The sequence below is a fragment of the Psychromonas antarctica genome (assembly GCF_022267535.1).
GTDB lineage: Bacteria > Pseudomonadota > Gammaproteobacteria > Enterobacterales > Psychromonadaceae > Psychromonas > Psychromonas antarctica.
The window spans coordinates 15,689-35,689 of sequence record NZ_JAHNZV010000003.1; the positions used below are offsets into that span (position 1 = coordinate 15,689).

The 20,001-nt window shown below is 39.2% G+C and carries 22 protein-coding genes; 11 read left to right on the forward strand and 11 right to left on the reverse strand.

All coding sequences use genetic code 11. The annotated features are described in order from the left end of the window. Positions 1 to 210 precede the first annotated feature (210 nt). Positions 211 to 1,263, forward strand: coding sequence for a DUF2066 domain-containing protein (locus KSO91_RS01530; protein ID WP_238740645.1), 1,053 nt, complete (start codon positions 211 to 213; stop codon positions 1,261 to 1,263). A gap of 12 nt (positions 1,264 to 1,275) precedes the next feature. Then, entirely contained in the window at positions 1,276 to 2,004 is a 729-nt protein-coding gene (gene hda, locus KSO91_RS01535) for a DnaA inactivator Hda (protein WP_238740647.1), read from the forward strand. Between the two features lie 14 nt (positions 2,005 to 2,018). Here hda and KSO91_RS01540 read toward each other — a convergent pair whose 3' ends face one another. From KSO91_RS01540 to KSO91_RS01560, 5 genes are all read right to left on the reverse strand, one after another. Then, entirely contained in the window at positions 2,019 to 2,399 is a 381-nt protein-coding gene (locus KSO91_RS01540) for a DUF2069 domain-containing protein (protein ID WP_238740649.1), read from the reverse strand. A 63-nt stretch (positions 2,400 to 2,462) separates the two neighbouring features. Then, a complete protein-coding gene (arsC, locus tag KSO91_RS01545) occupies positions 2,463 to 2,813 on the reverse strand; it encodes an arsenate reductase (glutaredoxin) (protein ID WP_238740651.1) in 351 nt (116 codons plus the stop codon). A gap of 39 nt (positions 2,814 to 2,852) precedes the next feature. Then, on the reverse strand, positions 2,853 to 3,293 hold the full coding sequence (locus tag KSO91_RS01550) for a YcgN family cysteine cluster protein (protein WP_238740653.1): 441 nt from the start codon (positions 3,291 to 3,293) through the stop codon (positions 2,853 to 2,855). Positions 3,294 to 3,299: 6 nt separating this feature from the next. Next, on the reverse strand, positions 3,300 to 4,331 hold the full coding sequence (locus tag KSO91_RS01555; protein WP_238740655.1) for a lytic murein transglycosylase: 1,032 nt from the start codon (positions 4,329 to 4,331) through the stop codon (positions 3,300 to 3,302). Beyond that, complete coding sequence (locus KSO91_RS01560) at positions 4,328 to 4,618, reverse strand: YcgL domain-containing protein (RefSeq protein ID WP_238740657.1); 291 nt, start codon at positions 4,616 to 4,618, stop codon at positions 4,328 to 4,330. Before KSO91_RS01560 ends, KSO91_RS01555 begins: the two co-directional genes overlap by 4 nt. Before the next feature lie 126 nt (positions 4,619 to 4,744). Between KSO91_RS01560 and minC the strand changes: the two genes are divergently transcribed. The 3 genes from minC to minE are packed head-to-tail and all read left to right on the forward strand — an operon-like array spanning position 4,745 to position 6,554. Next, a complete protein-coding gene (gene minC, locus KSO91_RS01565) occupies positions 4,745 to 5,455 on the forward strand; it encodes a septum site-determining protein MinC (RefSeq protein ID WP_238740659.1) in 711 nt (236 codons plus the stop codon). Between the two features lie 18 nt (positions 5,456 to 5,473). Next, a complete protein-coding gene (gene minD, locus KSO91_RS01570) occupies positions 5,474 to 6,286 on the forward strand; it encodes a septum site-determining protein MinD (protein WP_238740809.1) in 813 nt (270 codons plus the stop codon). Position 6,287: 1 nt separating this feature from the next. Beyond that, positions 6,288 to 6,554 (forward strand): cell division topological specificity factor MinE, encoded by a 267-nt coding sequence (minE, locus tag KSO91_RS01575; protein WP_238740661.1) that lies wholly within the window; start codon positions 6,288 to 6,290, stop codon positions 6,552 to 6,554. Between the two features lie 603 nt (positions 6,555 to 7,157). Here minE and KSO91_RS01580 read toward each other — a convergent pair. Further along, a complete protein-coding gene (locus KSO91_RS01580) occupies positions 7,158 to 7,709 on the reverse strand; it encodes a peptidylprolyl isomerase (protein ID WP_238740663.1) in 552 nt (183 codons plus the stop codon). Positions 7,710 to 7,742: 33 nt separating this feature from the next. Continuing rightward, positions 7,743 to 8,336, reverse strand: coding sequence for a YajG family lipoprotein (locus KSO91_RS01585; protein WP_238740665.1), 594 nt, complete (start codon positions 8,334 to 8,336; stop codon positions 7,743 to 7,745). 1,243 nt (positions 8,337 to 9,579) lie between these two features. Here KSO91_RS01585 and uvrB point away from each other — a divergent pair. Continuing rightward, entirely contained in the window at positions 9,580 to 11,595 is a 2,016-nt protein-coding gene (uvrB, locus tag KSO91_RS01590; RefSeq protein WP_275113877.1) for an excinuclease ABC subunit UvrB, read from the forward strand. A gap of 1,037 nt (positions 11,596 to 12,632) precedes the next feature. Here the strand turns inward: uvrB and KSO91_RS17830 are convergent. The 4 genes from KSO91_RS17830 to KSO91_RS01605 form a co-directional block, all read right to left on the reverse strand. Further along, positions 12,633 to 12,737, reverse strand: a complete 105-nt coding sequence (locus KSO91_RS17830; RefSeq protein ID WP_415225463.1) for a DUF2474 family protein — start codon at positions 12,735 to 12,737, stop codon at positions 12,633 to 12,635. Beyond that, positions 12,737 to 13,735, reverse strand: a complete 999-nt coding sequence (gene cydB / locus KSO91_RS01595; RefSeq protein ID WP_238740667.1) for a cytochrome d ubiquinol oxidase subunit II — start codon at positions 13,733 to 13,735, stop codon at positions 12,737 to 12,739. The genes KSO91_RS17830 and cydB overlap by 1 nt, the downstream gene beginning before the upstream one ends. A 12-nt stretch (positions 13,736 to 13,747) precedes the next feature. After that, positions 13,748 to 15,136, reverse strand: a complete 1,389-nt coding sequence (locus tag KSO91_RS01600) for a cytochrome ubiquinol oxidase subunit I (protein WP_238740669.1) — start codon at positions 15,134 to 15,136, stop codon at positions 13,748 to 13,750. A 281-nt stretch (positions 15,137 to 15,417) separates the two neighbouring features. Then, positions 15,418 to 15,999 (reverse strand): Maf family protein, encoded by a 582-nt coding sequence (locus KSO91_RS01605; RefSeq protein ID WP_238740671.1) that lies wholly within the window; start codon positions 15,997 to 15,999, stop codon positions 15,418 to 15,420. A gap of 125 nt (positions 16,000 to 16,124) precedes the next feature. Here KSO91_RS01605 and yceD point away from each other — a divergent pair, with 125 nt between their 5' ends. From yceD to fabD, 5 genes are all read left to right on the forward strand, one after another. Beyond that, on the forward strand, positions 16,125 to 16,646 hold the full coding sequence (gene yceD, locus KSO91_RS01610; protein WP_238740673.1) for a 23S rRNA accumulation protein YceD: 522 nt from the start codon (positions 16,125 to 16,127) through the stop codon (positions 16,644 to 16,646). Between the two features lie 17 nt (positions 16,647 to 16,663). Next, positions 16,664 to 16,837: a 50S ribosomal protein L32 gene (gene rpmF, locus KSO91_RS01615; RefSeq protein ID WP_238740676.1), complete on the forward strand. Its 174-nt coding sequence runs from the start codon at positions 16,664 to 16,666 to the stop codon at positions 16,835 to 16,837. Positions 16,838 to 16,844: 7 nt separating this feature from the next. After that, positions 16,845 to 17,885, forward strand: coding sequence for a phosphate acyltransferase PlsX (gene plsX, locus KSO91_RS01620; protein ID WP_238740678.1), 1,041 nt, complete (start codon positions 16,845 to 16,847; stop codon positions 17,883 to 17,885). Next, on the forward strand, positions 17,878 to 18,837 hold the full coding sequence (locus KSO91_RS01625) for a beta-ketoacyl-ACP synthase III (RefSeq protein ID WP_238740680.1): 960 nt from the start codon (positions 17,878 to 17,880) through the stop codon (positions 18,835 to 18,837). The genes plsX and KSO91_RS01625 overlap by 8 nt, the downstream gene beginning before the upstream one ends. A 222-nt stretch (positions 18,838 to 19,059) precedes the next feature. After that, entirely contained in the window at positions 19,060 to 20,001 is a 942-nt protein-coding gene (gene fabD, locus KSO91_RS01630) for an ACP S-malonyltransferase (protein ID WP_238740682.1), read from the forward strand.

A 20,001-nucleotide genomic window follows, 5' to 3' on the forward strand; every position in this document is an offset into this window, starting at 1 on the left:
CGAGCAGGATCTAATTATTTATGGGGTGATTTTAAATTTTAAGGTGAATATTCTATAAATTAATAGGGATATTGCATTTTAATGGAAATTAAGTGGCACTTCGTTTGCTCAATTTGATGGGTTTAGCAACTTAATTGTCATTATCATCTTGCAATAGAATTAGATCTGCTTATGATCTAATTTTATTGTTGCAAATAGGTAGTTAAATTAATGTCATTGGTTTTCTTCGCACGTAGTTTATTTATCTTGTTTTTTTCATTTAGCAGTTTGCTTTTTGCGGCGCAGTTCGATAATCCTTATCAGGGCAATATTATTGCCGAGAAACAAAGCGAAAGTGAGTTAAAAGAGTTGGCATTGAAACAAGTGCTAGTTAAAGTCTCTGGAAATGTGAAAATTGCAGATCTTGTTGGTACGGATCTACTTAATCAAACAAACAGTCTATTGTCTCAATATGGTTACCATGTTTTTCAAAATGATCGTTATTTTATGGCCGTATTTGATAGTCGAAAAATTAATGAAGCATTACAATCTATGCAACAGCCGATTTGGGGCGATACAAGGCCAACGACTCTGGTGTGGTTAATTGAAGATAGTGGCAGTGATCGACAACTTCTTTCTGACAATATGGTTAACTTCAGCACGGATTCTGAATTATCTTCGGTACTTCAAGAAGAACAGCGCAGCCGGGGGATTGCATTGCAATTTCCAATAATGGATTTAGAAGATAATTTAGCTTTATCTTTATCAGACATTTCAGGTCGCTTTTATGGACCAATAGCAACCGCCTCTCAGCGTTATGGAGCCAATCATTTCGTGATTGCTAATTTAAAACAAACTAATGCAGATATATGGTCTCTCGCTTGGGAGTTGGTTAAATATAATTCCCTTAGTAAGCAAACTGAAGTATTGTTTTCTAAGAATGCTAAGGGCAGCAAAACGATACTACTTTCTGCAATGGTCGGTGATACGGCTGATTATTATGCGAGCCAATATGCTATTTTAGAAAATCAAACTGAAAATTTTTCGCAGACTATTTATGTTAGCGGTATTAACTCCTTAGTGCAGTTAACAGAGCTTAATAAAGTACTATCTAGCTTATTGGCAATTGCTTCATTTGAAATCGCTGAAGCAGATGGTAGCCAAGTTACTGTCAATATTAAAATTAATGGTGGGTTGGCGAGTTTTAAAAATGGACTATTTGCACAGCCCAATTTACAAGCCGATCTGTCTCAAAGTGACGAATTTCACTTTGACTGGCGCTAATTAAGGAGCCCCATGCCACAGGATGAATTGCGCTTTCAATACCCATTATTAGCACTCAAATTTCCAGATGATGAAACCTTTGCCAGTTTTTATCCAGGACAAAATGCTAGTTTACTGACCCAATTGAAAAATAGTGTTGTCGGCCTAGGTGAGCCCGTATTATATATGTGGGGTGAAGCTGGTAGTGGTCGCTCACACTTGTTGCATGCTTTGTGTTCTGAAGTAGATGAACGAGGGGAAAGCGTTGCTTATATTCCCTTGGATCATTATCAGGGGATGAGTTTAGATATTTTCGAAAATATGGAAACCGTTACCCTTGTCTGTATTGATAATATAGATGCTATTGCGGGTGATGAAATCTGGGAAAAAGCTCTGTTCGACTTTTATAATCGTTGGTTAGATAATAAAAGCAATCGTTTGCCAGGCGCAAGCTTAGTGCTCTGTGCAAGTGATCTTCCTAAGCTGTTAGGCATAAAACTTGATGACCTGGTTTCGCGATTTGAGTGGGGAGCTTGTTACCATTTAGCATCTCTCAATGATGAAGAAAAACTTGGTGCATTGCAATTACGAGCAGAGCTCAAAGGGATGAAGTTACCGGTAGATGTTGGTCGCTTTCTATTAAATCGTTTATCTCGGGATATGGATACGTTGTTAAAAACCTTGGATCGCTTAGATAACGCCTCACTTGTTGCAAAACGTAAATTAACGATACCATTTGTAAAAGAGGTATTAGAGCTTTAATTAGCTCTTGTTATTTACTCACTTTTCTTCTTACGAATACTTAATCCCAACTCTCTTCCTCTATACTTGGCAAAGCCAATTCCTCCGGTTAGAAATAAAAGCGTAAACACTAATTCAACCGTTGCTAGGGCGGTTTCACTTTCTGAACTGAATAAAATAACGATGCTATGCATTAAATAAAACAACGCTAAAAATCCACTCCATGCATAAGTATATGGATTGCTCTGCAGAATTCCTTTTAATGGAAATAAAAGTGGAATAAACCAAATACTGGTGACGAACCACGGGTTAATATCGAATGAGGCAGGTGATAGCCATAAATGCCAGATAGGGATCAAAAATATCAATCCAAAATAACCTGATTTTGCCAGCAACTGATAGTGGACGGTTTTCATATAACTCTACTTTTCATATAAACCAGTATAGAAAGAAGAGTCATAATACTGACTCTTCCTTGATCAAATAATAACAAGCACCGTTTCAGGGGGGCGACCAATAGCCGCTTTCCCATTGCTGACCACTATCGGACGTTCAATCAGCTTGGGGTTTTCAACCATCATTTTCAACAGCACTGCTTCATCATTTTCATTTTCCAGGGCGAGGGTTTTGTAGATTTCTTCTTTAGTGCGCATTAATTGACGCGCACTGCCAAAACCTAATAAGGCAACTATTTGCTGCAGTTTTTCAACACTCGGCGGTGTTGTTATATAGTTAATGACAACCACACTGTCACTTTTAGTTTCAAGCAGGGCTAAAGTCTCACGACTTTTTGAGCAGCGTGGATTATGGTAGATAGTAATTTCGCTCATCTTTATTCCTTTTGACTGTTCATTTAGCGACCCAAGTGACTACTCTGCTGGCCAAATGGCAATGTAATCTTCTAAATTGTCGAGATTTATTGCTGTTTCTGAAATTGTTTTACCGCGAATTGAGAATCCGCCTTTATGCATCGCTGATTGGCTGCCTGTGATTAACGGGTGCCATACAGGCAAAGGTTTCCCTTCAACCAACAAACGGTATGCACAACTTGCTGGCAACCAGTGGAATTGGTCGATATCGTCTAAAGAAACTTTGACACAATCTTTGACCAATTTGAAGCGTTGGTCATATTTTTTACACCTGCATGATTTAGTATGCAGTAAGTGACAAGCGACATTAGTAAAATGTAACGCCTCGGTGTCATCATCAATTATCTTGTTTAAGCAACATTTCCCACAGCCATCACAAAGTGATTCCCACTCTTTATTGTCCATTTGCGAGAGCGTTTTTTCTTCCCAAAAATTAGCCATATTACCCTATTCTGTTGGTGCGTTGATACGCGGATGATTGATTCGCTCAGACAGGTAACTGACTGCTGTGGCGAAATAATATGAACGATTCCAATGCATCAATACTTGGTAGTTATTATACGCAAGGTAGACACGACCGCTAGCATCATCGGGGATCACAACGGATGCATTAATATCGACCTTTGGTAGCGCCGAACCGTCAAAACGACGCACCCCTAAATCTTGCCACTGCTGCAGTGTTTTTTGTTGCTTAAAACCGGCGAGTTGACTATCAAAATCATCGGGTAATAAGACTTGGCGGCCCCATGTTTCGTCATAGTCCCAACCTTCTGTTTTTAAATAATTAGCGGCAGAAGCAAAAACGTCTGCATAGTTATTCCAGATATCTTTTTTGCCATCACCATCATAATCAACTGCGTATTTAAGGTATGAGGTTGGCATAAACTGAACCTGCCCCATTGCACCTGCCCATGAACCGATAAAATCGTCTTGTTTAATATGGCCTTCTTGTAAAATAGTTAATGCTGCAAATAACTGCTTCTTAAACAGCGCTTCACGCCGGCCGTCATATGCCATGGTCGTTAACGATGAAATAACATTATGGCGGCCAGTGAGTTTACCGAAATTAGTTTCTATGCCCCAAAGCGCAACAATAAAACGTGGTTGAACACCGTATTCTTTACCAATTTGATGCAATAGGTGGTAATGCTTTTTATAGGCATCGCGTGCTTGCTCAATTTTCCAGTCAGGCACTGCGCGCGGGATATAGGTATCTAATGTTAATTTAAATTCAGGTTGTGCTTTATCGGACTTGACACTGCGTTGTAAAAATTCAACGTTGCTAAATGCACTATCAACAACTGCTGCATCTATTCCTTTAGCCTTGGCTTCTATTTTTATATTGTTAACATATTCGTTAAAAGGTATTTTTTGTGACTCATCAGCAAGGGCTGAATGTGCCAGTGCCAGGCTTGCTAAAATCAGCAAACCATTTCTTTTAAATAGGTTAGGGATAGACGCTTCTTTAGATGCTCTCATAACGGTTTCCTTTTTTGCCTTTCTTGCCACTTCTTATGCTCTTTTAAGTGATCAATGGGAGGGGGGGGGAGCTGTAAATAATAGCCCTCATTGGTTATGGCTGAAAGTACATTTTTAGCCTCGATAAGCGCGAGTTTTGTATCCTCTTTAATATTTAATAAAGAAACTAGCTGCGGTGGACCAAATTGTACTAGTAGTGCATCAGGAACAGGCGAAAAATCATCTCTTTTAGCGATAAAAAGATACGTCTGTGATTTGCGAATACTTTTATATACAGCACATAACATAATACTAATGCAGCCCTTTGCTTGCCTATTGTGATAGCAAACTATAACATGCATATAGGTTTAATTTTGATAGAAAATCACTGATTTTTAAATCAATTAATTAAAATTTAAAAAGATAGGATGATTATGACATTGAAATCGTTGAATTTCACCTTGTTGGTGGTCAATATTGATAGTGATGAGCTCTCTCTTCTTTCGGAGGAGCTCAATAAAAAACGGATGATGGCACCTGACTTTTTTAGTGATGCGCCTGTTGTTGTTAAGGTAGAAAGTGAAACGCTAAATTTAGATTATTTGCAATTAAAACAGAGAGTGAACGATCAAGGATTTATTTTGCTGGGCATTACCGGTGATTTGTCTGACTTACAAAAAGAACAAATTAAGGCACAAAAAATTGCCATATTAAAAAGTTCAAAACGCGTTGTTGCGCGAAATAAAGTTGAAATTGATTCTGCAAATAAGACGGTAGAAGTAGAACGGCGTGCTTTTGTTCCCGTTGAGGTTAAAACCAAAATTCATACTGGCCGGGTCAGATCGGGTCAACAGATCTATGCCAAAGAGTGTGATCTCGTTATCAATGGGGATGTTGGTGCGGGCGCTGAAGTGATTGCTGATGGTAATATCCATATTTATGGTGCGTTACGTGGTAAAGCATTGGCGGGGGCGATGGGAGAAAAAAGTGCCTGTATCTTCTGCCAATCTCTAAGCTCTGAGCTGGTATCTATTGCAGGAGTTTATAAACTAAGCGATGATTTAGCTGCTGATTTTGTAGGAAAGGGCTGTATTGTTTCACTACAAGACGAACAGATTGTATTATCCAATTTAAGTCGGGTTTAATTATGTTAAGGAATAATGATGGCAAAAGTAATTGTCGTAACATCAGGTAAAGGCGGTGTTGGCAAAACAACAAGCAGTGCCGCAATTGGTTGTGGCCTTGCAATGAGTGGTGCAAAAACAGTTATTATCGATTTTGATATCGGTTTGCGTAATCTCGATTTGATTATGGGCTGTGAACGGCGTGTTGTTTATGATTTAATTAATGTGATTAACGGTGAAGCCAACCTGCAGCAAGCGTTAGTAAAAGATAAGCGCATAAGTACTCTGTTTATTTTACCTGCTTCGCAAACTAGAGATAAAGAAGCGCTGACTAAAGTCGGTGTTGAGAAAGTCATCGCGGATTTAAAAGCGGATGGTTTTGAGTATATCATTTGTGATTCACCTGCCGGTATAGAACAAGGCGCAATGATGGCGCTCTATTATGCAGACGAGGCGATAGTAACAACCAATCCCGAAGTTTCATCTGTGCGCGATTCAGACCGGATTACGGGGATGTTATCAAGCAAATCTCACCGCGCAGAGTTACAACTTAGTCCAATCCGAGTGCATCTTTTGATCACCCGCTATTGTCCTGAGCGTGTTGAAAAAGAAGAAATGTTAAGTATTGAAGATATCGATGATCTATTAGGCATCGAGCTGTTGGGGGTGATACCTGAATCTCAAGATGTATTAAATGCATCTAACTTAGGTGAGCCCGTTATTTTGAATCAAGATTGTGATGCAGGAAAAGCATATCAAGATGCTGTAGACCGTTTGTTGGGTATTGATCGAGAGTTTCGTTTTGTTACCTATCGGAAGAAAGGTTTTTTAAGCCGAATATTTGGAGGTTAAGATGGGACTATTAAAATATTTTAGACAGGAAAAACCCAAAAAAGGTAGCGCAAGGCTTGCCAAAGATCGTTTGCAGATTATTGTTGCACACGAGCATTCATTTGCGGCAAGACCTTCCTATTTAGCTGAAATGCAGCAAGAGATTGTTGCTGTTATTCGTAAATATATGGATATTTCTAGCGATGATGTAAAGTGTGAGTTCAGTGATAAAGCGGAAGATGACATGTCCGTATTAGAAGTGAATGTCGCATTACCGAAGCACAAGTAAACTACATACCCTAGTCGTTTTATTACGCTAGGTTATGTTTTCATCAAAAAATATATCACTGGGTTAAGTAGCAAAAGTACTTAACTAGTGAATGCACTTATGCGCTCCTCTCCCGTGCAAACGTATTAAAATAAAAAGCTGATCGCTCTAAATTGTTAGAAATAGATGCTACTTACGTCATAAGTTTGATGTTGAACATCCTGTTATTCATCTCCTTGGGTCAGCTAAAACCATTCAAAATCATTCCATGGGATGTTGCGAATAGAGAACAGCTATCTCCTGCAACTTATCTCTTGTTAGTGAAAATTTCCCTCCTGCGCAATATTTGCTCACTTTATTAATTAATTTGTTGTAACAGTGATATCACTGAGGTATGCGATGAGGAGTAGCGAAGGGGAGGGTAGTTGTATAATACCAAATCGACTGATTATCTGTTTATTTATGCTTGTTGAAATGACTGCTAGCTAAACGCAAGTGAACTTTTTTTAATTTTGCAATCAGTATAAATAGTAAATTAAATCAATGTGTTGCCTGTAATTAGTCTTGTTTTTAAAATGATTGTTGGATAAACGCCAATGTATGGCACTGGCGTTATCTGAATGTTTATTTTATTTCACTGCCATGCAAAGTAATACTATTGATGGTAACCGCTTGTACGGGTCTATCTGCGCCACGTGTTTTAACGGTCGCAATGCTATCTACAATTGTCATGCCTTGGGTGACTTTACCAAAAACTGCATAACCCCAGTTGCCATTTTTTGCATCTAAAAATGTATTATCTTTTTGATTGATAAAGAACTGTCGAGTAGCAGAATGGGGGAAAGAGGTTCTTGCCATTGCAAGTGTACCGCGTTCATTGCTTAACCCATTTCGTGATTCATTTTCGATCGCTGTCAAGCTATCAAATTTTTTCCCTGATTCATTCTCCCCTCCACCTTGGATCATAAATCCATTAATCACACGATGAAATATGGTCTGTTTAAAACCATCTTTTTGGACATAAGCTAAAAAGTTAGCGACAGATTTTGGTGCCAGATCAGGAAACAGTTCCACGGTGATTTGTCCCTTTGAGGTGTCTATAATAACGCTTGGATTATTTGCGGCAAACGTTGTGCTGCTAATCAAAAGCAGAAAAAAAGATAATAACTGTTTCATGGGGGTCATTCCTCAACTATAAATGGTGTAATTTTAAAATTGATGCAGTTTAGCGTTAAGTTCTGAATCTTGAACTATTTCATTTAAGAGTTGTGATAGCTGATCATTTAATTGTTTCGTCACGGTTTGTTCGCTGACTCTAAAGACACCCTCCTGTCCATAATGAGATTTGAATGTTTTATTAAATATTTTGTTTTCAGCGGTTAATTTTACTTCGATAACTATATTGGCATCGGTTTTGTAAGTAAGACTGTTTTGCTCTACTTTTGCTAGTAACTTAATCAGCTGAATATTAATTGTATTTTTACTCGTTGCTTGCAATGCGATGCCTTGTTCTGCCCACTGCTCATGTAAAAGATTCTCAATCGTTAAGCGACTGCTTTGTGATTCATTAATTAGGCTAGCCGCGTTATCTCCTCGTGTGACTTCAATAAGGTAGTGTGCAATGCGTTGATCTTGGCTACTAATTTTCCACATTAACGCGCTTTGCTGTATTTCCCCCGTTTGTTTAAATGATATTTCTGGTTGAAGTTGCACACTTGTAGGTGGCGTGCTGCAAGCGACTAATAAAATAGCACTCATCACGAGCATTGTTTTGTGAGCATTCTTTAATATTAAATGAAGCATGATTGCTTTCCTTTAGGTAGAGAGTGGCAGAGATCATAGCAAATAAATTTGATTCGTATTTTTATTTCACTTCAGCTACAGAGAAATAAATAATAACTCCCTTTAATATCAAAGTTAATGCTTTATATCATACAGTGTTGATGGGGTTTTATCCTGTAAGGCGATTCAGTATCACCATAGCCAGCGACTTCACGGAGTCAATGCCGGATACAGGATAATAGCGGTACTGCTTCCCCATAACCGCTGTTATTTAAGCTGCATATATGAACGTTTTGTAAGCGTTATAAAGATTAAAGGTTAAATAGTTGCTAATAAATGGTTAATTTAGATCTGATTTCCTTGATTATTTGTGTATTGCGTATCACCGCTCTTATTTATCTGTTTTTCTGTTTTTTTGTATAAAATATGATCAACTTATAAAAAATTTATTGAGAGCGATATGACAAAATTTATTGTGAATAGACTGTAGCGCCTATGCTCTCTAGCGCTAACGCGGTTATCCACTTTTTCTGTGGATAACTCTGTGGGAACTTTTATTAAAACCGTCTGCAAGCCTTATTGTCACTTACTTTGTTGCACATTGCAGTAAAAATAAACAATGCGGAATTGTCTTTTAAAACAACAACTTAACAATGTCAAGTGGGGTTCTGTTGTTTCTGTTCTATTGTTTTTTGTAAAATTTTTTTTATTTAGAAGTCAACAATTTTATGTGAGTTATTTAAATTTAATTTTCAGAAAAGTTATTGACAATTCTAAATTAATAGCGATTTTTATCGTTTATTATATAAACGTCGGGTAATGCTGATTGGTAGTAAAAAGACTTCTTGTTTTTATACGCACCCAATTGATACTTATTATATTTTATAATAAAAGGACAGGGAAAGGCCATTTATCTCGAAGCTAACTACTTAAAAAGTGCATTTGATTAAAATACAAAGGGTAACTATCTATTTATACCTAGTTTGTTTTTATAGAGAAGAAAAGATGCTTCATCTGTTATAGAAGAAAGCCTTACTATTAGGGGGACAGAGCGTATCAATAGAGAGTAAGCAAGCCAATTGACAGTAATTCTTATATGCTTCTTACCTCTGGATGCTCATTTTATATCTTGAGGTAAGCGGGGGGGGATAAGCCGCACGTTTAGAATAAGATTGTGGATAGCTAACAGTTTGGTAAACTTAGATGCTAGGCAGTGCGAATTCCTTTGGATTTTCCAATAGGTTATAGATAAGTATTGAGGTTTATGATGAAAAAACAGTTTCAATTATCATCTGCATTTTTACCCGCTGGCGATCAACCTCAAGCGATTGAAAAGTTGGTGGAAGGGATTGAATCTGGATTGGCCTATCAGACACTATTAGGTGTGACGGGGTCAGGTAAAACCTTTACCTTGGCTAATGCCATTGCGCAGTTAAATCGACCGACATTAATTCTTGCACCAAATAAGACCTTAGCAGCGCAACTCTATGGTGAAATGAAGGAATTTTTTCCACATAACGCCGTTGAATACTTTGTTTCCTATTACGATTATTATCAGCCGGAAGCTTATGTACCCAGCTCAGATTCTTTTATAGAAAAAGATGCGGCAGTGAATGCGCATATTGAGCAGATGCGTTTGTCCGCTACCAAAGCGTTATTAGAACGTGAAGATGTGGTATTAGTTGCTTCTGTTTCTGCCATTTATGGCCTGGGCGATCCAGATGCCTATTTAAAGATGATGTTGCATCTAACCATCGGGGAAATCATTTCCAGTCGTGACATTTTGCAGCGTCTGGTTAATCTGCAATATAACCGCAATGAAACCGAACTGAGTCGTGGGACTTTTCGGGTACGTGGTGAAGTGATCGATATTTTTCCTGCTGATTCTGAAAAAGAAGCATTACGCATCGAACTCTTTGATGATGAAGTTGAGAAGATCTCGGTCTTTGATCCTTTAACTGGCCAGCAACTCGATAAACTGACCCGAGTGACTATCTACCCCAAGACCCATTATGTGACTCCGCGAGAGCAAATACTTAAAGCCGTTGATAGTATTAAAGTCGAACTCAATGAACGTAAAAAAGAGTTTTTAGCGGAAAATAAGCTCGTGGAAGAGCAGCGTATTTCGCAGCGCACCTTATACGATATAGAAATGATGAATGAGCTGGGTTATTGCTCAGGCATTGAAAACTATTCACGCTATTTATCTGGACGCGGACCAGGAGAAGCGCCGCCGACTTTATTTGATTATCTCCCCAAAAACGGCTTACTGATTATTGATGAAAGCCATGTTACCGTGCCGCAAATCGGGGCTATGTATAAAGGCGATCGATCTCGTAAAGAAAATTTAGTTAATTATGGTTTCCGTTTACCCTCTGCATTAGATAATCGTCCTTTAAAGTTTGAAGAATTTGAGAAACTTGCGCCGCAAACTATTTATGTATCAGCCACACCCAGTGATTATGAAATTGAAAAGTCTCAAGGGGATGTCATCCGCCAAGTTATAAGGCCGACGGGATTACTTGATCCGGAAATAGAAGTACGACCAGTGGCGACGCAGGTTGACGATTTGCTGTCTGAAATTAATATTAGAGTCCCCCTTAAAGAACGTGTATTAGTGACCACCTTAACGAAAAGAATGGCGGAAGACCTGACCGATTATCTTAATGATCATGGTATTAAAGTGCGCTATTTGCACTCTGATGTTGATACGGTTGAGCGGGTTGAAATTATACGTGATCTGCGTTTAGGTGTTTTCGATGTGTTAATCGGGATCAACTTATTACGTGAAGGGTTAGATATTCCTGAAGTGTCACTAGTGGCGATACTCGATGCCGATAAAGAGGGATTTTTACGCTCAGAGCGATCGCTTATTCAAACCATGGGGCGCGCTGCGCGTCATTTAAAAGGTAAAGCCATTTTATATGCCGCTAGGGTAACCGGCTCAATGCAGAAGGCGATAAAAGTGACAGAAGATCGTCGTATCATGCAAGATCAATTTAATAAAGCCAATGGTATCATCCCGCAGGGCCTCAATAAGCAAGTTAATGATGTGATGCAACTCGGGCAACGCAATCTTAAAAAAGGTAATTCAAAGTTGGATAAAGTGGCAGAGTACAAAGCCAATTATCACTTTAGAAGCGAGCAAGAGGTCCTTAAACAGATAGCAAAACTAGAAAAAGAGATGTTTGCTTTTGCTAAAGATCTTGAATTTGAAAAAGCTGCACAGTTACGAGATGAAGTCTCTAAATTGCATGAGCAATTAGTTTCTATGGGCTAGAAAGGAGAGCGAAGAGTACGGCCGTACTGAAAGATGTGAATTCAGAGCCCAGTTCAGGCGCCTGAAGAGGATAATCTACAAAAGCCTCCTTTAGCCCATTTTCTTTATAAACATCTAAGCGCGTTGTGGGTTTTAGCGCTGACTTCTATTTCAGGCAGATCTCCAATCGGAGAGTTCAAGAACCAGCCGTTTTAGGTTTTATCTATTTTATTGCAACTCCCATCAATAACCTCCCTGATTTTTATCTTTGACTTGTCACTTCAAGTGAATTGCTAATGATCTTTACTCCTTAAATGAAAAGAAAGTATCTCTTGTTGATAAAGTTAGTGGAGAGGAGTTTGTTTTTTCAAAAAAGCTAATGGTATACAGAGATTTTAAACTCTTTGAAACTAAAACTTTATTTAATTTCTCACTCTCATGCTCAGCTATAAATACTCGATCTAAATATTCATTGCTATCAAAACTTTACAAATAAAAGGATTTAACCGTGACATATATAACAACGAGTGATGTAAAAAACGTCAGTGATTATGCTTTATTAGCAAATGCGGTTTAAACCTATAAAGCTAATGGGTGACCCTATTGGTTTTGCGGTAGCTCTCTCTATATGGCAGGGCTGACTTTTAGCGAAAAATGCATGTCAACCTGAGATTCTTTGCGGGCTAATGGAAGCCTTATTTCGGTAAGCATCCGCTGATAATTTACATTATGATTGTATTGAGCAGACATATTGCAAAAATAGGTGAATGATTGCCTTGGGATTTAACAATGAGAGTAATCCAGTAAACACGTTCACTGGACTATTCTTCCATCTATCTGCGATTAGCTGTCTTCTGCATTATTTAACCTCAATTCTGGATAAGCTAAACGATACAGTACCGTTATTTACGCGTATTTCTGCGTTAAATCATCTGCCAATAACCAGTTATTGCTGCGATGATTCGCCTTGAACTACGCAAAACTAACAGCACTGTATAATATGTTTTTTAACTTGTTGATATTTAATCTAATTTCGCTTCCATTATCCAGAACTGAGGTTATTTAATAACAAAACGAAGTAAGTATGCAAATATAGTCAGTGCGAGAACACTTCCTCCCCAAAGTATAATCATCCAACCCCACTGTTTAATTAATCGTTTCATTAGTGATACCCCTCTTCATGTTTTAATTTCCCTCTGAACACCCAATAGGCATAGGCGCTATAGGCGATCACCATTGGTAATAAAAAGGCGGTACCGGCAAGTAAAAATTTCAAACTACTGTCCGGCGCGGCTGCATCGGAATAAGTGACTGCAAAAGGAACAATGTATGGAAATGTACTCACAGAAAATCCGATTGCGGACACTAAGAACAGGCCAATGGCAAATAAATAAGCTCGTACAGCTCGGTGATTATTTAAGGATTTAAACAACTGCCAGATACAAATTACGGCCATCACGGGCACCGTAAAATACAGTATTGAATTAGGCAGATTGAACCATCGTTGAGAAACTATTTGCTGACTGAGTGGCAACCAAGCACTGACAATGACAATACAAAAAACTAATGCCAAGCCCCAACGTTTAGCCACACCATAGTATCTTTCAGCTAACTCATTGGGTAGTTTGATAACCAACCAACATGCACCTAGTAGTGCGTATGCACAAATGGTTGCAAATCCACAGAACAAAGTGAATGGCGTTAACCAATCAAACCAACCACCGGCATAACTTCGCCCCTCTATTTCGATACCTTGTAACATAGCACCGAGCATGATCCCTTGCATTGCAGCGGCAGCAAGAGAGCCAACAAAAAAAGAAGTATCCCAGATAAATTTTCCGCGTTTAGTTCTGAATCGGTATTCAAATGAAACACCTCTTAACACTAACCCCAGTAACATAATCATTAATGGCGCATAAAGTGCAGGCATAACAATGGAATAGGCGAGTGGAAATACCGCAAATAATCCCCCTCCACCGAGTACCAACCAAGTTTCATTACCATCCCAAACAGGCGCAATACTATTCATCATTAAGTCACGTTCTGACTCCTCTGTAGCTTTGGGGAAAAGAATGCCTATCCCCAAATCAAATCCATCGAGAACAACATAAATTAACACCGCTAAACCAATCAGCCCGTACCAAATTAATGCGTAATCCATATGTTGTTACCTCTAAGTTAATCGATTAGGGTGAGAAGCGGGTGGTACTTGGGCACCGTCTGCAAGTCGAGGATCTAAAGACTTTTCATATCGCGTAGGGGACTTACGCATTAGTCGAATAAGATAAAAGAATCCCGCACCAAAAACACAAAGATAAACAACCACAAAGGCAGCTAGCGAGAAACTGATCGCTAGCGCATCGATTGGCGATGCAGAATCGACGGTCCTTAATAATCCATAAACGGTGAACGGTTGTCTGCCAACTTCAGTGGTGATCCAGCCTGAGAGTACCGCGACAAAACCAGCGGGGCCAAATACAATGCAAACCCGATGAAAAAGTGGCATATCATAAAGCCTGCCTTTTTTTCGCAACCATAAGCTGAAGAGACCAATCATTAACATAGCAAAGCCAATTCCGACCATCACCCTAAAGCTCCAAAATACGATTGAAACAGGTGGATGATCGCTTTCAGGAAATGCATCAAGTCCTTCCACTCTGCCGTTAAGGTCATGGGTTAAAATAAGGCTGCCAAGCTTCGGGATGGCGACCTGATACCTCATCTCTTTTGCTTGGTCATCGGGAATACCAAATAGAATGAGTGGGGCACCATCGTGAGACTGGTAATGCCCCTCCATTGCTGCAACTTTTGCGGGTTGATACTGTAGGGTGTTTAAGCCATGCAGGTCTCCGGCAATAATTTGAATCGGGGTAACAATGGTGATCATCCACAGCGCCATGGAAAACATGGTTTTTGCTAAAGGATTGTGAGGCGCTTTGATTAAATGATAAGCCCCTACTGCGGAAACAACCAAGGCGGTGGTTAAATAAGACGCTAATAACATGTGCACTAATCGGTAGGGAAACGAAGGGTTAAAAATAATCGCGAACCAATCATCGGGAATAAATTGCCCGACTTCATTGATAGCATAGCCGGCTGGGGTCTGCATCCAACTGTTGACTGAAAGTATCCAAAAAGCCGACAGAAAAGTACCAAATGCGACAACACAAGTAGATGCAAAGTGTAGTTTTTTACCCACTCGTTGCATACCAAATAACATCACCCCCAGAAATCCTGCTTCTAAAAAGAAGGCTGTTAAAATTTCATATCCCATTAGTGGCCCAAGAATAGGACCCGTCTTGTCTGAGAATACACTCCAGTTGGTGCCAAATTGATAGCTCAGTACAATCCCACTGACAACCCCCATACCAAAACTGACGGCGAATATTTTCAGCCAATATTTATATAGCTGAATATATTTTTCATTGTTTGTTTTCAGCCAGAGGCCTTCTAACACCGCCAAATAGGATGCCAGTCCAATGGTAAAGGATGGGAAAATAATATGAAAAGCCACGGTAAATGCAAATTGAAACCGTGCTAAATCTAATGCCAACGTATCCATAGTTGCTCCAAAAAGTTATCTACAGAGATTTACGTGTTGGACATTAAAAAAGATCAGTTTGCCATTAAAAAACTAATAACTATTAAACAAAAACAGGCGAATTTATTGGTGTGGCAGATTTAACTTAATAGCGGTTACTGACTGCTATTTATCGAGGCTATTAGAAAAAAATGTCTTTAAACTAATAATTGAGGAGGGACTAAAGGAAACAACTCGGTCAGCTAAGCCTTTTTAAAATTTGGATTGATAAAAAGGCTTTTTATGGTTTGCTATTAACGTGTTTAGATTACCGCAACACCCTCATTCTCTAACATTGTAATCAAAGATATTAATGGTAGACCAACCAAGCTATTGGGATCTTTACCTTCAAAACTGTCAAACAAGGCGATGCCATAACCTTCACTTTTAAAGCTACCCGCACAATTATAAGGCTGCTCTTTTTCAAGGTAAGCACGGATCATTGTATCGCTTAATGTTCGAAATTGTACTACGTAAGGTTCAACCAGAGACTGGATTTTTCCTGTTTCACTGTTCACTAAAGCCAATCCCGTATAAAAAGTAATGCGTTTACCACTAGCGGCTTTTAATTGTTTGAAGGCATTTTCAAAGTCACCCGGTTTACCCAGGATTTCACCATTATTCACGCACACTTGATCTGAACCTATCACCAGTGCATTCGGGTATGTAGGACAGATAGCTTGTGCTTTGCCTATGGCTAAACGTTCAACTAATAGCATGGCTGTTTCACCCGCAAGTGGCGTTTCATCGACGTTTGGTTTAGCGGTTAAAAAGGGCTGATGAAGTTTTTCTAGCAGCGCTTTTCTGAAGGGGGAAGTGGAGGCTAAAACAAGTTGTTGTGGCATAATTTGCCCTGTGTTTATTGAATTATTAGCCTATTTTATGGGCTGTGAAATAATAAAGCGATAACTTAATAAAAATATCCCTTTTCCTTTGACTATGGCGACAGCAATCTATATTATTCGCGACCATGCAAAAGATTAAACTACCGGTTAGCGTTGATCCTGTTCGCGCTGCTCAAAAGGGTTTGGAACTTGAAGGTCGAATTCCAAAAGAACTAATGAGTAGATTAGCAGAGTCAACAATCAGTGTTCATTCTGATATCGACGCAGTTTTCTCATTTGATATTGATAAGCAAAAGCTTAGAATATTTCATGGTAAAGCAAGTGTCGCTGTAGAGCTGATTTGTCAACGGTGCAATGAGCCTATGCTTTATCAGTGTGAAGCTGAATTTACGTATTGTCCCGTTCATAACCAAGAACAGGAAAATAATTTACCAGACGCCTACGAATCCATTTATTACGATGAAAATGGAGAGGTAAATCTTCATCAGGTTGTTGAAGACGAACTGATATTGGTACTTCCGCAAATTGCAAAACATGCAATTAACGAGTGTCAACAAAGTGAGTATGAAATCACCTTTGGTGAAATTGATGAAGACGAACAGCGTCCCAACCCATTTGATGCTCTAGCTCAGCTAAAGCGCAAATAACAAGCAGGAATTTTAAAATGGCAGTACAAAAAAGTCGTAAGACTCCTTCAAAACGCGGCATGCGTCGTTCACATGATGCATTAAGTGCTCCAGCGCAACTTACTGTTGATGCTACTTCTGGTGAAACTCACCGTCGTCATCACATGACTGCTGATGGTTTCTACAAAGGCAAAAAAGTAATCGAATTGTAGGATTACTTTGCGTAAACTAACCCTTGCGCTTGATGTCATGGGGGGCGATCTTGGCCCCCATATTCCTCTTTTAGGTGCAGCAAAATCACTCCTTTTACATCCTGAATTATTCCTTCTTATAGTCGGAAATCAATCTCAACTGTTACCGTTACTCAAAAAATATAAGCTTCTTGAGCACCCTCGTCTGAGTTTTATCCATGCTGAACATTTCATCTCGATGGAAGATAATCCTATTTATGCTTTGCGTCATACGTCAGGCTCATCGATGCATATTGCTTTAGATCTTGTTGCGCAAGGACAAGCGGATGCTTGTGTGAGTTCGGGTAATACAGGTGCGTTGATGTTACTTGCAAAAAAATCACTTAAAATGATTAATGGGATTTCTCGTCCGGCATTGGTCGCGGGCTTACCGAATAATGAAGCGGGCCATACCTACTTACTTGATTTAGGTGCTAATTTGCACTGTGACAGTGATACTTTGTTTAATTTTGCCATTATGGGTAGTGTGCTTTGCGAAAAGGTAGAGCAATTAAAAACGCCTGCAGTTGCGCTACTTAATGTAGGTAAAGAAAATAATAAAGGCAACGATGTTATTAAACGTTGTGCGGATCTGTTAAAACAGACAAAACAGATCAATTATATTGGTTTTGTCGAAGCTAATGAGCTTTTCTATTGCCAAGCGGATGTGATTGTAACCGATGGTTTTAGTGGCAATATTGCGCTAAAAAGTTATGAAGGTATGGGGCGAGTATTTTTAGAGCAGTTAGATAAAGTATTTAATATAAATCTATATAGTAAGCTGCTTGGTAAATTATTAAAGCCATTTTTAAAAAAGCAGTTAAAACATTTACATCCGGATATGTATAATGGGGCCAGTTTAATTGGGTTACGCGGTATTGTTGTTAAAAGTCATGGGAGTGCAAATGAAGTTGCATTCTCCTCGGCTATCGAGCAAGCAATAAAAGAGATTAAGTGGCAGATTCCAGCAGGTATAGCAAAAAAGTTAGAAGCTGTTTTATTAGAGCGAGATTGTTTATCACATGAATAGTAAAATTACAGGTACGGGGAGTTATTTACCCGAAACAGTGCGTACAAACGCCGATTTAGAAAAAATGGTTGATACCAGCGATGAATGGATCACTGCGCGTACGGGAATTAAAGAGCGCCGCATTGCTAATAAGCAAGATACTATTGCTTATATGGGCAAAGAAGCCGCTGTTAAAGCACTGCAAGCTGCGAATTTAACTGCTCAAGATTTAGACTTGATTATTGTTGCCACAACGAGTAATCACAACGCATTTCCTTCGGCTGCTTGCGAAGTGCAACATTTATTGGGTATTTATGATATTCCGGCATTTGATGTGTCGGCTGCCTGTGCGGGTTTCACTTACGCATTAAGCATTGCTGATAATTTTATTAAAGCAGGTAGTGCCAAAAATATTCTGGTCATTGGTGCAGATAGTTTAGCAAATAGCTGTGATCCAACGGATCGCTCTACTATTATCATTTTTGGTGATGGTGCGGGTGCTGTGATTGTCAGTGCAACACAAGAGCAAGGGATTTTATCAACACATATTAATGCAGATGGTCGATTTGGTGAGTTACTTAAATTGCCTTATGCTGAACGTGGTAATGAATTAACCATTAATAATTCCTATTTATCCATGGCGGGTAATGATGTATTTAAAGTGGCGGTTAAAAAATTAAGCCAAGTGGTTGTTGATACACTGGCTGCCAATAATATTGAAAAAGAAGAATTGGACTGGTTAGTGCCGCATCAGGCAAATAAACGTATTATTAGTGCAACGGCCAAAAAGTTAGGCATATCAATGGATCAAGTCATTGTAACACTTGATAAACATGGTAATACGTCTGCTGGTTCTGTACCACTTGCTTTGGACGAAGGCATTCGCAGTGGTAAAATACAAACTGGGCAACTGGTTTTATTAGAAGCATTCGGTGGCGGATTTACATGGGGCAGTGCGTTAATTCGTATGTAACAGCAAATCTAATGATTTTCTATATATTTATGCTTGTCAAAATGGCTGTTAGCTAAACGCAAATAATATTTGCGTTTTTGTTAGTGATTTTGTAATTAGAACAGCTAATTACGGTAATCAATGACTTGCTTGCAATCATTTTCTCGCGCCTAAATAGAAAATTTAGTTAACGGAATTGCTGTAACCCATTTAGATATTTATAAATATTAGGAATTTTCAAATATGACAAACTTTATTTTTGCTTTTCCTGGGCAAGGCTCGCAAAGTGTCGCAATGTTAGCTGAACTGGCTGATGCGTTTCCTGTGGTTGTAGACACTTATAAAGAAGCAAGCGAAGCATTAGATTATGATTTATGGGCGCTTGTGCAACAAGGTCCTAGCGAAGTTTTAAACCAAACGGACAAAACACAGCCCGCTTTATTAGCCGCATCAGTGGCTATTTGGCGAGTCTGGTTGCAGCAAGGCGGCCAAAAACCGACTGTGATCGCCGGTCATAGTTTAGGTGAATATTCAGCCCTTGTGTGCGCGGGTGTGATTGATTTTAAAGCGGCGATAAAACTGGTTGAGCTACGTGGTCAGTTAATGCAGCAAGCTGTTCCCGCAGGAACGGGCGCTATGTCTGCCATTATTGGTTTAGACAACGATAAAATTGCACAGTGTTGTACAGAGGCGGCAGAAGGACAAGTTGTTTCGCCAGTTAACTTTAACTCACCCGGACAGGTGGTGATTGCGGGTAATAAAGAAGCCGTTGAACGTGCGGGTGTTTTACTTAAAGCGGCTGGTGCGAAACGTGTTTTGCCGCTACCTGTTAGTGTACCTTCACATTGTGCATTGATGAAACCTGCCGCTGAAAAATTAGCGATTGCATTACAGCAGATAGAATTTAAAACACCTGAAATCACAGTGATTAATAATGTTGATGTGGTTGCGGAAACCGCTGCAGATAAAATCAAAGATGCGCTAGTACGCCAACTGTTTTGTCCGGTCCGTTGGACTGAGATCATTAAAAAAATGGCCGCTGACGGTATCACATTACAAATTGAAGCGGGTCCAGGTAAAGTATTAAGCGGTTTAGTTCGCCGTATCGATAAAAGTTTTACTGCTGAGTTTATCAATGACAGTGTCAGCTTAGAAAATGCATTAATTGCAGTTAAAGGAGAATAA

Coding starts and splice junctions, on each gene's coding strand:
- KSO91_RS01560 (WP_238740657.1), bottom strand. CDS start 4,618: ATGTTATGTGCTGTATATAAAAGTATTCGCAAATCACAGACGTATCTT.
- minD (WP_238740809.1), top strand. CDS start 5,474: ATGGCAAAAGTAATTGTCGTAACATCAGGTAAAGGCGGTGTTGGCAAA.
- KSO91_RS01625 (WP_238740680.1), top strand. CDS start 17,878: ATGAATAGTAAAATTACAGGTACGGGGAGTTATTTACCCGAAACAGTG.
- hda (WP_238740647.1), top strand. CDS start 1,276: ATGCCACAGGATGAATTGCGCTTTCAATACCCATTATTAGCACTCAAA.
- fabD (WP_238740682.1), top strand. CDS start 19,060: ATGACAAACTTTATTTTTGCTTTTCCTGGGCAAGGCTCGCAAAGTGTC.
- minC (WP_238740659.1), top strand. CDS start 4,745: ATGACATTGAAATCGTTGAATTTCACCTTGTTGGTGGTCAATATTGAT.
- KSO91_RS01550 (WP_238740653.1), bottom strand. CDS start 3,293: ATGGCTAATTTTTGGGAAGAAAAAACGCTCTCGCAAATGGACAATAAA.
- KSO91_RS17830 (WP_415225463.1), bottom strand. CDS start 12,737: ATGAAACGATTAATTAAACAGTGGGGTTGGATGATTATACTTTGGGGA.
- KSO91_RS01600 (WP_238740669.1), bottom strand. CDS start 15,136: ATGGATACGTTGGCATTAGATTTAGCACGGTTTCAATTTGCATTTACC.
- minE (WP_238740661.1), top strand. CDS start 6,288: ATGGGACTATTAAAATATTTTAGACAGGAAAAACCCAAAAAAGGTAGC.
- KSO91_RS01540 (WP_238740649.1), bottom strand. CDS start 2,399: ATGAAAACCGTCCACTATCAGTTGCTGGCAAAATCAGGTTATTTTGGA.
- KSO91_RS01585 (WP_238740665.1), bottom strand. CDS start 8,336: ATGCTTCATTTAATATTAAAGAATGCTCACAAAACAATGCTCGTGATG.
- KSO91_RS01530 (WP_238740645.1), top strand. CDS start 211: ATGTCATTGGTTTTCTTCGCACGTAGTTTATTTATCTTGTTTTTTTCA.
- KSO91_RS01605 (WP_238740671.1), bottom strand. CDS start 15,999: ATGCCACAACAACTTGTTTTAGCCTCCACTTCCCCCTTCAGAAAAGCG.
- KSO91_RS01580 (WP_238740663.1), bottom strand. CDS start 7,709: ATGAAACAGTTATTATCTTTTTTTCTGCTTTTGATTAGCAGCACAACG.
- KSO91_RS01555 (WP_238740655.1), bottom strand. CDS start 4,331: ATGAGAGCATCTAAAGAAGCGTCTATCCCTAACCTATTTAAAAGAAAT.
- uvrB (WP_275113877.1), top strand. CDS start 9,580: ATGATGAAAAAACAGTTTCAATTATCATCTGCATTTTTACCCGCTGGC.
- arsC (WP_238740651.1), bottom strand. CDS start 2,813: ATGAGCGAAATTACTATCTACCATAATCCACGCTGCTCAAAAAGTCGT.
- rpmF (WP_238740676.1), top strand. CDS start 16,664: ATGGCAGTACAAAAAAGTCGTAAGACTCCTTCAAAACGCGGCATGCGT.
- yceD (WP_238740673.1), top strand. CDS start 16,125: ATGCAAAAGATTAAACTACCGGTTAGCGTTGATCCTGTTCGCGCTGCT.
- cydB (WP_238740667.1), bottom strand. CDS start 13,735: ATGGATTACGCATTAATTTGGTACGGGCTGATTGGTTTAGCGGTGTTA.